This is a genomic window from Methanobacterium sp. (assembly GCF_038562635.1).
GTDB lineage: Archaea > Methanobacteriota > Methanobacteria > Methanobacteriales > Methanobacteriaceae > Methanobacterium_D.
Window position 1 is genome coordinate 1,080,525 of record NZ_JBCFBO010000001.1, and the last position, 12,836, is coordinate 1,093,360.

Annotated in this window: 13 protein-coding genes, 1 tRNA gene and 1 other RNA gene; 5 read left to right on the forward strand and 10 right to left on the reverse strand. The window is 33.7% G+C overall.

Annotated features, from left to right (window positions below):
* Positions 1 to 165: 165 nt before the first annotated feature.
* The gene (locus AAGU07_RS05400; RefSeq protein WP_069585303.1) at positions 166 to 1,083 is read left to right on the forward strand and encodes a 2-phosphoglycerate kinase; all 918 of its coding nucleotides are present in this window, start codon (positions 166 to 168) and stop codon (positions 1,081 to 1,083) included.
* Complete coding sequence (locus tag AAGU07_RS05405) at positions 1,061 to 1,462, forward strand: CBS domain-containing protein (protein WP_342458126.1); 402 nt, start codon at positions 1,061 to 1,063, stop codon at positions 1,460 to 1,462. The genes AAGU07_RS05400 and AAGU07_RS05405 overlap by 23 nt, the downstream gene beginning before the upstream one ends.
* A 180-nt stretch (positions 1,463 to 1,642) precedes the next feature.
* On the opposite strand, the gene AAGU07_RS05410 is transcribed toward AAGU07_RS05405, so the two are convergent.
* Entirely contained in the window at positions 1,643 to 2,701 is a 1,059-nt protein-coding gene (locus AAGU07_RS05410) for an inorganic phosphate transporter (RefSeq protein ID WP_342458127.1), read from the reverse strand.
* A 180-nt stretch (positions 2,702 to 2,881) separates the two neighbouring features.
* Between AAGU07_RS05410 and ffs the strand changes: the two genes are divergently transcribed.
* An RNA gene (gene ffs / locus AAGU07_RS05415) (signal recognition particle sRNA) lies at positions 2,882 to 3,197 on the forward strand.
* A gap of 123 nt (positions 3,198 to 3,320) precedes the next feature.
* A tRNA-Ser gene (locus AAGU07_RS05420) sits at positions 3,321 to 3,405 on the forward strand.
* 173 nt (positions 3,406 to 3,578) lie between these two features.
* On the opposite strand, the gene AAGU07_RS05425 is transcribed toward AAGU07_RS05420, so the two are convergent.
* A complete protein-coding gene (locus AAGU07_RS05425) occupies positions 3,579 to 4,055 on the reverse strand; it encodes a VOC family protein (protein WP_342458128.1) in 477 nt (158 codons plus the stop codon).
* A 130-nt stretch (positions 4,056 to 4,185) separates the two neighbouring features.
* Here AAGU07_RS05425 and AAGU07_RS05430 point away from each other — a divergent pair, with 130 nt between their 5' ends.
* A complete protein-coding gene (locus tag AAGU07_RS05430; protein WP_342459344.1) occupies positions 4,186 to 4,707 on the forward strand; it encodes a DUF6790 family protein in 522 nt (173 codons plus the stop codon).
* A gap of 264 nt (positions 4,708 to 4,971) precedes the next feature.
* Here AAGU07_RS05430 and AAGU07_RS05435 read toward each other — a convergent pair whose 3' ends face one another.
* The 8 genes from AAGU07_RS05435 to AAGU07_RS05470 all read right to left on the reverse strand — a co-directional run bounded on the left by AAGU07_RS05435 (position 4,972) and on the right by AAGU07_RS05470 (position 12,762).
* The gene (locus AAGU07_RS05435; RefSeq protein ID WP_342458129.1) at positions 4,972 to 5,634 is read right to left on the reverse strand and encodes a nitroreductase family protein; all 663 of its coding nucleotides are present in this window, start codon (positions 5,632 to 5,634) and stop codon (positions 4,972 to 4,974) included.
* 4 nt (positions 5,635 to 5,638) lie between these two features.
* Positions 5,639 to 6,103: a MarR family transcriptional regulator gene (locus AAGU07_RS05440; protein WP_342458130.1), complete on the reverse strand. Its 465-nt coding sequence runs from the start codon at positions 6,101 to 6,103 to the stop codon at positions 5,639 to 5,641.
* Positions 6,104 to 6,382: 279 nt separating this feature from the next.
* A complete protein-coding gene (locus AAGU07_RS05445; protein WP_342458131.1) occupies positions 6,383 to 7,030 on the reverse strand; it encodes a hypothetical protein in 648 nt (215 codons plus the stop codon).
* Between the two features lie 55 nt (positions 7,031 to 7,085).
* Positions 7,086 to 8,237, reverse strand: a complete 1,152-nt coding sequence (locus AAGU07_RS05450) for a PLP-dependent aminotransferase family protein (protein WP_342458132.1) — start codon at positions 8,235 to 8,237, stop codon at positions 7,086 to 7,088.
* A 429-nt stretch (positions 8,238 to 8,666) separates the two neighbouring features.
* Positions 8,667 to 10,328 (reverse strand): AMP-binding protein, encoded by a 1,662-nt coding sequence (locus tag AAGU07_RS05455; protein ID WP_342458133.1) that lies wholly within the window; start codon positions 10,326 to 10,328, stop codon positions 8,667 to 8,669.
* A 29-nt stretch (positions 10,329 to 10,357) separates the two neighbouring features.
* Positions 10,358 to 10,774: a thioesterase family protein gene (locus AAGU07_RS05460; protein ID WP_342458134.1), complete on the reverse strand. Its 417-nt coding sequence runs from the start codon at positions 10,772 to 10,774 to the stop codon at positions 10,358 to 10,360.
* 40 nt (positions 10,775 to 10,814) lie between these two features.
* Positions 10,815 to 11,393 (reverse strand): XRE family transcriptional regulator, encoded by a 579-nt coding sequence (locus tag AAGU07_RS05465; protein ID WP_342458135.1) that lies wholly within the window; start codon positions 11,391 to 11,393, stop codon positions 10,815 to 10,817.
* 253 nt (positions 11,394 to 11,646) lie between these two features.
* Positions 11,647 to 12,762, reverse strand: a complete 1,116-nt coding sequence (locus AAGU07_RS05470) for a pyridoxal phosphate-dependent aminotransferase (protein ID WP_342458136.1) — start codon at positions 12,760 to 12,762, stop codon at positions 11,647 to 11,649.
* Positions 12,763 to 12,836: the final 74 nt, after the last annotated feature.

A 12,836-nucleotide genomic window follows, 5' to 3' on the forward strand; every position in this document is an offset into this window, starting at 1 on the left:
CCTAAAATAAAATAGTATAATTATTTATGTCAATAATCTTAAGAAATAGACATGTAATCAACTTTGATGGTTAACAGCATATAATATATGGATCTAAACCATTTTAATGAAATTTAAAGTATTTAATTAATTGATATTTATTCTATTTGAGGTGAAAAATTGAGGATGATAATGGTAGAAGGAGAAGTAAGCGGTAAAAAGTATAGAGAGCCTTTTTCTAAAGGAGTCTTAGCACGATCTTTAACTCGAGCAGAGATGGATCCAAATAAGGCATATACATTCGCATCTCAAATAGAGGCACATTTAAGAAAAGAAGGAATAAAAGTTATAAGTCTAGATGACCTTGTAGGAATAGTCCGTGCAAGATTAAAAGAAGAAAATGAAGAAGTAGCTGAAAAATATGGACTATGGAAACGGATTCGTACATGTAAAGAGCCCCTTATTATATTAATAGGTGGAGCTTCAGGAGTTGGTACATCTTCAATTGCGTTTGAAGTTGCTAACAGGCTTGGAATAAGAAACATGACAAGCACCGATATCATAAGAGAAGTTATGCGTAAGATGGTATCAAAAGAACTGTTACCAACTTTATTTGAATCCAGTTACACTGCTTATAAATCTTTAAGAATTCCACCATCCCCGGAACTGGATGAAGTAATTATTGGATTTAGAGACCATGTCGATACCGTAAGTGTAGGTGTTGAAGCTGTAATTGAAAGAGCACTGAAAGAAGGAGTAAGTATAGTCATTGAAGGCGTTCATATCGTTCCAGGATTTATAAACGAAGAACTTGTGAGTAAACATAATGTTGCCATGTTTGTTTTAACCTTGCAGGATGAAGAAGTTCATAAAGGAAGATTCTACTCAAGGTGCAGGCAGCTATGGGCTCGAAGGCCCTTAAAGAGGTATATGAACTACTTTGGAGCAATACGAAAGACACATAAATACTTTGAAAATCAGGCCCAGAAGTATGATATACCCGTTATTGAAAATATTGACGTTACAACCACGATTGATTGTATAATAGAAACTATTACAAAAACATATGGACGTGAAGAAGATGTTAGAGAAACAAAAAGTTAAAGAAGTGATGACAGAGGATGTTATAACAGTTTCCCCCAATGAAGACGTTGTTTTCGCTTTTGAAAAGTTAATGAAATATAAGGTAAGTTCTCTTCCTGTTGTTGATGAAGATGGAATACTTTTAGGTATCGTGACAGCAACAGATCTTGGACATAACCTGATTCTTGATAAATATGAACTTGGAACAACCGTCGACAAAGTCATGGTAAAAGATGTAATCTGTATAGGCTCGCAAGATAACCTGAAAACTGCAGTTAAAAAAATGAATAAATATGGTGCTGGTGGCGGAATTGTAAATCAGCTGATTGTAGTGGATGACCATAAAATAAGAGGTATAATCTCAGATGGAGATATAATAAAAGCATTAAGAGCACTTTAATTATCAGATATTCATTACAATTAATATCAAAAATAGTCATCTAAAGCAAGTTATATTATTTTTAGATCAGATAGCCATACAAGTTACACTATGAAAACTGTTGTTTTTCATAAAATTTTTAATATTGAAAGAGTATTGGGAAATTAAATGCCCAAATACTGTAAAATTCTTTTTAAGTTATTATAAAAAGGAAGATATAACAAAAAATAGCGTTCCAGATATAACTGCACATATCGGAAATGTAAGAGCCCATGAAGATACAATTTGTTTTACAACATCACCACCAATATCTCTAGTTTTCCTCGCAAGCCCCACCCCAATTACAGACCCTACAAGTGTTTGAGTTGGAGATATAGGCATTCCTAAAAATGTGAAAAGTAAGATAACAGAAGCAGCTGCTATTTGAGCTGAAACACCTCTTGTTGGAACCAAATTAGTTATTCTTTTTCCAACTGTACCTGTAATTCTATTTCCGGCAACTAAAATTCCAGAAACAATTCCAATAGCACCTAATACTCTTATATCACTACTTGCAGCACTTCCAGCTACTGCAATCATTATACCTGTTGCAGCTGCAATATCTATAGCACCCACCCCCATAGCAGCGAAACAGGAACTCACAATCTGCAAATAAGAGAATACTTTTTCTAATCTGCCCCTTACAGCCATACTGGTTGTTTTCTCAAGAAGTGAAACTCTTAAAAGATAGTAAAACACAAAACCAACTGTAAGGCCCAAAAGTGGAGATGAAATCCAGCTTAATGCGATATTAAAAAGTGAATTCCATTGGATATGAGTTATACCTGCATAAACAATCCCATATCCAAAAATAGCCCCAACCATTGCATGGCTCCCTGAAACAGGAGTTCTCCTAAAAATAGAAATACTAACCCATATTCCTGCAGACAAGGTGGCTATTACAGCCCCTATAGGAGTTATAAATGATGATGCAACTATACCCCCAGATATAGTTTTAATGACATTACCACTTAAAAATACGGCCCCAATAAACATGAACACAGCCCCCACTATAAGGGCTTGCCTCATCTTAACAACACCACTCCCTACTGCAGTTCCCATGGAGTTACCAATATCATTGGCCCCAATATTAGCCGCCAGATAAATACCTGCAGCAACACCAAGTATAATAAGGTAATCTAAGATTTTACCCACTTTCCTGTGTAAATTTTGGCATGATACTAATTTGTCATTTAAAGAATTTATAAATTCTCCAATCATGATTAATCTAGGGATTTAATGTAATTGCTTAAATCAAAAAAATAGGATGTTTAAAAAAGTAATTATTAATTGACCTCAATTTTGCCAATAAACTCAAAATTATTATAAATAAAGCCCCATCTGTAATAAAATAGCCATGCTGTTAATCGTAAGGTTAAAATAGTATTAGACCTAAAGTTAATATGGGCTAGACTGGAGAGTTAGGGGTCCTCTGTAAGCGCAAATCCCCTATACGGCGCGGTCGAAGTTCAAGAAGCGGCAAGCTGAATGGACATTGGCCCAGAATCTCAACGTAGAAACCTCGTCCCGCAGGATCAGTGGTGGTAGGATTTCAGCCGTAGGGCTGAAGTTAACTGTCTTAACTGTGGGAACGGGTCAGGTCTGGAAAGAAGCAGCTCTACTGCAGACAGCTGATGCTTGTGGAGCAACGGGGCGGAGTTGGGGTTTTGGATCACCATTGTTCAGGAGGTTTGTCCACTCTTGAACGGGCCCATTCAAATTAACCCAAAAGATGTACAAAATAATAAAAACAGACAAGTTTTAAATAGGATAAAACCAAAACTATTATAAACTATTAAAGACAATCATCTTTTTTACTGGATAACTATTTTTATCATGTGTCGGGGTGGCCCAGCCTGGTACGGCGTGGGACTGCTAATCCCATGATCCTTAGGATCACGCGGGTTCAAATCCCGTCCCCGACGCTCACATTCAACCACTCCAAAATCTATGATTTTTGACAGTTTTTTCACTGTGATAAAAAAATCTATTTTTATAACATCTTTCTAAAAAACTAAATTCTATCTAATTTTTAAAAAATTTAAAATAATTGAAATTTCTTTATTATCCCAATAAAATCAGACTAAGGGTTAATTTCTTATAAATCTTGATCTAAAACCATTTGAACAAACTCAACAGGCATGGAAGACTTTTCACTTATTTCTTCTAAAGATAACCCGCAAGCAGCGAATCTTTTAACTACAAATTCTAAAGGTTCACCAACTTCAATGATATAATTATCAGGGTCATAAAACCTCATCACCCTCTGTCCCCAAGGTTGTTCCCTTATTTTATGCACAAATTCTGTATTTAATGATTCTAATTTTGATTCTAGCTCTTCAATTTCATTTAACTCAAAATAAAGTTCCATAAAATCTTTTGAAACACTTTTAGATAATGATTTACCTGTTAAATTCTGAAAATGTTCCATGTCATGAATAGCAAAACCGCCTTTAAAAGCTACATTTTCACCCAAATCAAGTTCTATTTCCTGTTTTAAAACATTTTCATAAAATTCTTTTGATTTTTCAATGTTTTTAACCGTAATAAGCGGACAAACATATCTGATCTCCATTTTATTTCCTCCTTGCACCATTATTATTTACAGCACCTAAAAATATGTTAAACAACATACCAATCAATCAATATTTAAATATTACACCTAAATATCATATTAATTTAAATAGGGGGTAACATCTGTGGAAATGATTTATATTTTCTTGATGGTGACATTAATTGGCGCTGTTTTACATTTATTTTTAAGTAAAACAAGAACAAAAAATAGAATATTTGAAGTGTTTTTATTATGGTTTTTAGTTGTAATGGTTGGAATTGGCTCAATATGGGCATTTATGGGACATGTATTTTTTGCAGATATGATTGCAGCAGCCATAGGCTGGCCTGCTGGAAGTCCGTTCCAGTTTGAAGTTGGAATCGCTAATTTATCCTACGGAATTCTTGGTCTTTTATGCTGGAAATTCAGGGATAATTTCTGGACAGCTGCAGTAATAGCAATATCTACATTCTATCTTGGAGATGCCTACGGGCACATCGCTAATATTATACAAACAGGAAATATGGCAGCAGGAAACGCAGGATATGCATTATATGCAGATATTTTAGTACCTATCGTATTGATATGTCTTTTAATTGCATACAAAGCTACTTTTAAAAAGCAAAATGAATTAATAGAACAAGAAGATGATTGTTTACCAAAAAGCACTTAAAAATGTAAAAAATAATTATTTCTTCTTTTTTATCTTTATTAAAAAACACCTGACTCTATCTTCAACTTTCCATCCATGATAAGTTTTGATATATCTTTGGCAGATTCGATCTTTCTAAAATATAGACTGTATCCACAAAATTATTCAACTGTTGGATTATTTAACTGCTTGGGAGTTGAATGCATATGATAAATACTCCTATCTACAGTTAAAGTACTGGCAAGTTTTTTGTTCTAAACTGTTTGCCATCATAAAGAAATTTTTTTAATCCATCCACTTTGTAACTTCATCTACTGCTGGCCTTGAAGTCTTAGGAGGAATTTCTTTAGGATAACCTACAGCACAGCCGTTAAGCCCAAACTCACCAGGATTAATCCCCAGAATTTCACAAAAATCTTCGTCTTCACCCATTTGAGTTGTAGCAGATACAATATGGAATCCAATATCTAATGATGTTGCCTTAAGCCACATATTCTGAAGACAATGTGCAAGTGACTGCTGTTCAACTGGAGGAAAACCCTTTTTTTCAGCTACAACAATATAATAAGGGGCCGTTCCTATTCCAAGGACACCTTTATTAGCGAACAATTCTAATCTTTTAGAAAAAGACTTTCCTTTTTCTTTTAAATAAGGATTCTTTTCCATCTGAGCTTTTAATTGTTCAGACATGAGTTTTGCTTTGTTTTTTGCAATTTCTGCAATTTCTTTCATTTTTTCGCTGTTTTTAGGAATAACTATGAATTTTCTAAAATACTCGCTTTCATTAACAGCCTGTGCAGCATAAGGTGCAAATAGACCCGCTTTGATTATATCCTCAATAGATTCTTTAGGGGGCATTTCATCCTTAAAAAATCGGACAGATCTTCTTGTTTCTATGATATTATCAAAAGTATCACTACATTCTTTGCTTATTTTTAAATCATTCATTTTATCATTCTCCATGGTTTAACTTTAAAATGTGCATTAAATTTTTTATAAAATCTTCATCATAAGCTTTATTTTCAAAAAACTTCTCATCAACAGTCTTAACAACATTTAATGCTTTTTCAAATCTTTGAATACCTTTTTCAGTAAGTGATACGCATTTCGCCCGCGTGTCAGTCTCACACTCCTCTCTTAAGATAAGATCTTTTTTTTCAAGAGTTCTTATAACTTTAGAAGTCATCATAATATTTGTATTTGCATACTTAGCTAATCGCACCTGCGTAATTGGTTTTTCATACCTTTCAAGCCAGGCTATTCCCGCCAGTAAAGCAAATTGTACGTGTGTCAGGTCCAGGTCTTTTAGAGCAGAGTTCATCTTTCGCTGCCATAAATTTGTAATCTGCCATAAAAGGAATCCTGCACTTTCTTCTGGCGTCTCAAACCAAAATTTCGCATATTCCTCATTCTTCATATTATCTTCTTTCGAGTACATTTAATAAATAGAATTTAAGCAACATCTTTATTGATGGTATTTTTATAACCATATATATTATAATCGTGGTTATTATATAAAAATCTTTCAGCCTTTAAAATTAAAATATATTTTTAAAGCATTAATCAGAATATTTCTTCGTTCATGTCTATGAGTTATATTTTATGTTAAATTGTAGTTTTAATTGATTATATGGGATTTATCTTAAAAAATGCAATTTACTTAACCATTAATCACATGAAAATGAAGCGATGTTATTTACACAACATTCTGGGCATGAGCGAATTTCTTTAAAAATCGTTCTGCTTTTACCTTAGTAGCATTTCTCGGACTGTCAAGCTGTCTTTTAACCATAGAAATCACTTCTTCTTCTTTATCCTGAATTTCATCAAAGTATTTATCAAATGATAGAATAGCTTTACCTAAAAGTATACTCCGACACTCCTGATCTCTTGGAATATTTTCAAGTTTCAAGAGGTTATCTGTAATTTTTTTTTGAAATTCAGGCTTAGCTCTTGCTATTTTCCAACTGTTGTCAACAACGTGTCCAGCAGTGATCATTGATTCATCTGATAAAAACCCATAGAACTTTTCAAAAATATCTCCCATCTTTTCCTGTGAATCTACAGCACTTAAATTGGCCAGAATATCCATAGCATTCCACATGATAACTTTATTACCATTATCCAGTAATTCTATAAAAAAATCAGCGTGGGGATATAAAATTTCTGGATTTTCCCCACTTACTATGTTCAAAACCTTTATGGATCTAAATTTTATCCGTGCAACATCTGAAAAAATCAAATTTAAAAGGATAGAAATTAATTGAGGATTATTTACAGCTTTTTCTGCTATGTCTTTGGAATGGTCTTCTTTTTGGTTAAGTTCATCTGCAATATCTTCCACAGTTTTCAGCCCCCGTTAATCCATATCCTTTTTAAAATGTTGTCATTATCCGGTTTTAATTCATGAGTTCATTAATGGCATTTCCAAGCCTTTTTATACCTTTTTCAATTTGTTCATCATTTGAATTAGAGAAATTAAGCCTTAATGAATTTATTCCACTCCCGTCGACATAAAATGCCTGTCCTGGAACAAATGCTACATTTTCATTTATTGCCAGTTCAAATAAGTCCATTGAGGACAGACCTTCCGGAAGAGTAACCCATAAAAACATTCCCCCCTCTGGTTTTGTATATTCTACATTTTCCGGTAAGTATTTCTCTATCATGGAAACCATAGTGTTTCTTTGATTTCTGTACATGCCTTTTATCTTTTCTATATGTTCATCAATATCATTGTCAATTAAATACTGATAAACGGCTCTTTGAGTAAAGTAATTTGAATGCAAGTCCAACGCCTGTTTTGCAATAATGATTTTTTCCATTATTTCTTCGTTTGCAACTATCCAACCAAGCCTCATTCCAGGAGATACTATTTTGGAAAAAGAACCAAAAAGTACAGAATCTTCAAGATAAACCTTAACAGGAGGTATATCTTCACCTAAAAATCTTATTTCACCATAAGGGTTGTCTTCTACAAAGACAATATCTTCATTTTTAAGAATTTCAGCTAATTTTTGCCTTTTTTCCTTTGAATATGTTATTCCAGTTGGGTTCTGGAAGTTTGTAATTGAATAGAACATTTTTATTTTATTTTCGTCCAGTATCCTTTGGAGCGAATCTATATCTACACCGTCTTCAAGCAAAGGAACAGATAAAAATTGGGGTTCAAATAATCCAAATGACTGTATTGCGGCAAGATAAGTTGGATTTTCAAGGAGAACTTTATCCCCTTTATTTAAAAAAACCTTACTGACAAGGTCTATCCCCTGCTGTGAACCATTCGTAATTAATATTTCATCAGCACTGACTTTTAGACCTTTTTTTGAATATCTTTCTGCAATGTACTCACGTAAGGGTAAATATCCTTCAGTTGTACTGTATTGAAGAATTTCATCCCCATTTTGAGACAGAATTTTGGATACTGCGTCATTTATTTCATTTACAGGGAAAGATTTAGGATTTGGCAAACCCCCTGCAAATGAAATGATGTTTTTATCTTCTGTAACCTTTAATATTTCCCGGATAAATGATTTATGTACACTTTTCATTCTTTCTGCAAATAAATTACTCATATAATTCAACTTCCTTATCTAGAATGTTTTGTAATTCTTTAAGATTATATATTCACTTATTTAATTTTAAGCAATGGACCTAATAACATAATTGCCACAAATGGCTATGTCCCATTTTAATCCAGATACCCAAATTATTTCTTTAATTTTAATTAAAAGGCTTTTTATTCAATGATATCTGCAAATTACAGGTTAAAAGATATTATGAATTTAATGTTTATTTTATTTTTAAGTTATACTTATTTAAATGACCAGATAAAAGAAATAAAAATAATATAATACCGCTTCAGAAACATTATAAAATTATAGACCGATTTAACTCAGTGCAATGTTTCCAAAGCGTCCGATCTCACTAAAACAGAAATCTAAAGAGCAGGGATAGCCCTACTCCCATATCAAATGCCCTTAATTTTCGTCTTCTTCTTCAGCAAATCTCTTTTTAAGGAGTTCTACTGCCTGATCGCGCATTATGAATTTTTGTATTTTACCACTTGCAGTAAGTGGGAATTCATCAACGAAAAAAACATGTTTTGGGACTTTATAGCGTGCTATTCTTTCTAGGCCGAAATCTCTAACATCTTCTTCACTGATATCAGCTTCTTCCTCCAGAATCATAAATGCCCCTACAATTTCACCGTATTTATCATCTGGAATTCCTATAACCTGCACATCTTTAATTCCAGGCATTGTATAATAAAATTCTTCAATTTCACGAGGATAAATGTTTTCTCCACCGCGGATTATCATATCTTTTATCCTTCCAACGACTGTATAATAACCGTTTTCATCGTAGGTTACTAAATCTCCACTGTGTAGCCATCCATCTTCATCAATGGCTTCTGCAGTTTTGTCAGGCATTTTGTAGTAACCTTTCATGACATTGTAGCCCCTACTGCAAATTTCACCCACTTCTCCAGGTCCAACAGTTTCACCAGTTTCAGGATCAACAACTTTAATCTCACAATTGGGTAATTTTCTCCCAACAGTTTCAACCCTGAGTTCAAGAGGGTCATCAACGCTTGTCTGAGTGAATCCCGGTGATCCTTCAGTTAGGCCGTAAACACTGGTTATTTCTGTCATGTTCATGTCGTTGACTACTTTCTTCATGGCCTCTATTGGACATGTTGAACCCGCCATTATTCCAGTTCTAAGTGAGGATAAATCAAACATTTCAAACATTGGGTGCGAATACTCGGCAATAAACATTGTTGGAACACCATAAAGCGCAGTACACTTCTCTTTTTGGACTGCTGCAAGAACCATAAGAGGATCGAACTGTTCAAGCATTACTAAAGTCCCGCCATGAGTATACATGGCCATAAGCCCTAGAGTAACTCCAAAACAATGGAACATTGGTACAGTGAGACATAACCTATCATCTTCAGTGTATTTCAGGTTTTCACCAATATAATACCCATTATTAATGATATTTTTGTGTGTAAGCATTACTCCCTTTGGGAAACCAGTTGTTCCAGAGGTATACTGCATGCATACCACATCATCACTGCCAAAAGTTTTTTTAGCCTCTAAAAGCTTGCTGTCGTCGGTATGTTTACCCAGCAGCAGTAGTTCATGTGTATTATAAAGCCCACGATGCTTTTCCTGACCTATGAAGATTACACTTTTAAGACAAGGGTATTCCTTACTTTCTAAGTTACCTCTTTTACTTGTCTTAAGTTCAGGAACAAGTTCATATAATACCTTTAAATAATTGACATCCCTGAATCCATCTGTTATTGCAAGAGCTTTCATATCAGATTGTTTTAACACATAATCCAGTTCATGACTTTTATATGCAGTATTTACTGTTACAAGAACTGCCCCTATTTTTCCACATGCAAATAAGAATGTAATCCAATCTGGAACATTTAATGCCCAGATCCCCACATTGTCGCCTTTAGTAACTCCAATTGAAAGCAAACCTTTTGCAAGCTTATTTACTCGTTCATCAAATTGTTTGTAAGTAAAACGAAGATCCCTATCTGGATAAACCATAAATTCCCTGTCTGGATCTTTTTCTGCCTGTTTTTCAAAGAAATCTCCAATCGTATCTTCTGTAAAAAGCATATTTTGGCTCCTTTATGCATTCTAAATTTTTATTTGCAATTTTTGTCTTCTAATATTAAATGCTCATGTAATTGGGCTTTTATTGCATCAGGAATAGGTACACTTTTTTGATTTAAGAAATCAAAATGTACAAGAACAGCTTTTCCCTTTGCTTTGAGCTCTCCATCCTGCCATGCCTCATGACCTATTGTAAATGAGCTGTTTCCAATATGAGTTATATAACTCCTAATTTCAACATCAATTCCATAGTACATTTGACCGATGTAATCAAATTCAGTTCTAACTAATATTAATTTCCATTTCTCATAACTCAAGTCAAGATCTGGTGTAAACATTCTAAATATTGGATTTCTTCCGACTTCAAACCACTCTACAAGTGCAGTATTGTTAATATGCCGAAGTCCATCAGCATCTCCGAATCGCGGTGTAACTTTCTCTGTAAACATTTAAATCACTTTTAGATTTGTATTAACTGTTAAATTTGTTTTAAAATGGCGTATATACAACTGCAAGGATTTTTGAATCCTTATCACCGTAAGCATGTAAATCATGAGGTACAATTGAATCATAATAAATACTGTCCCCTTTAGAAAGCAGATATTTTTCCTGACCGTATAATATTTCAATTTGCCCTTCCATAACATAAATGAACTCTTCACCTTCATGTGAAGCCAGTTTATACTCTTCTGTCTCATGGAGATGAACATCAATAATAAAAGGCTCCATATGCCTGTCTGTTTTACCAGAAGCCAGAGCATAAAAATCAAGAGCACTTGTATCAGGATGATCTTCTTTACCTGAAAAATGGATCACCTGTTCTGATTTGCCTGATTTTACCATTACTGGCCCTATTTGAGGCGCATCATCAAGAAAAGTACCTAAACGGACATCCAACACTTTTGCAATCCTTATAAGTGGTGTGAGTGATGGGATCAAATCTCCACTTTCAATACTTTCTATAACCTTCCTGCTGCACTGACTTTTTTCTGCCAGTTGTTCAACAGTCATTTCATGGTTTTCTCTTATCTGCTGGATTTTAGTTCCGAGTTGATTTTCCTCTGACATTTAATTATCTCCTATTTTATAGATTATTTCATAAATACGAACTTAATTTGCAGTTAATTTCACATAGTAGTTATTATTTTCTTTATAAATTATTTTAAATATATTTTAAACTCTAATGAATAATCAAATATTTAGGCCATCAATTTAATTGGAATTATATTGTTCTAAATATTATTAAATGTAATTATTAATTATTTAGAATTCAGATGATTAATAAGTTACATCATTTGCTGTAATTGTCAGAAATTCATAATTAAATTTCAATAGTTTCTAATCTGTTCATAGCTTCCTCTAAATTTTCATATGAAGAAGCATAAGACAATCTAAAATGATTTTCTCCACATTTACCAAAACTACTGCCATTAACGATTATTACTCCCTTTTCTACAGCTTTATTTACAAATTTCTGGGAGTTTTGGACCCTTGGAAATACATAAAACGCCCCTTTAGGTGCTTTGATTCCGATTCCTATTTCATTCAACCTCTTAACTACCAGGTCTCTTCTTCGTTTAAATTCAGCTACCATTTCACCGACACATTCCTGTGGTCCAGTTAATGCTTCAAGACCTGCTATTTGAGATAAAGAGCTGGCACATGCCACATTATACTGATGAACCTTCAGCAATTCTTCAGCGATCTCTGGTTTTGCAGTCATATATCCTATTCTAAACCCAGTCATCGCATAGGTTTTAGAAAATGCATTTATGGTTATTGCGTTTTCAGTATACCTTCCAGGGCTGTAATGTTTTCCATCATAGATTATGTGCTCATATACTTCATCAGATATCAAATATATATCATGATCTTCCGCTATTTCAGCTATGCCCTTAATATCTTCTTTTTGCATGACTGCACCTGTTGGGTTTGAAGGAGAATTCAAAATTAAGGCTTTAGTTTTATCTGTTATTTTATCAAGGACATCTTCAGGAGTCATTCTAAATTCATTTTCTTCTTTGAGACTTACTGGAACCATTTTACCTTCAGCAAGCTTTACAAATGCATCATATGAAAGAAATCCTGGATCCGGGATTAAAACTTCATCTCCCCTATTTACCAATGCTTGAAGACTAATATAAAGTGCTTGACTTGCCCCAACCGTTACAAGTATGGACTCTGGATCTACATCAAGTTTATTTTCCTCTTTAAATTTACAGGATATAGCTTCTCTAAGTTCTATAATCCCTTTATTTGCTGTATAATGGGTGAATCCATCATCTAAAGCTTTTTTTACAGCTTCCCTGATATGTAATGGCGTATCAAAATCGGGTTCTCCAAGGCTTAAATTAATAGCATCTTCTGCAGTGATATCAAACATTTTTCTTATTTCTGAAAGCTGTATTGACTCGCATCTTCTGGTTGGTTGAAACATTCTAATCATACCTATCTAATCATTGAAATCAATTGTTAACTATATTAAAAAATCGATTATATTATACATTAATC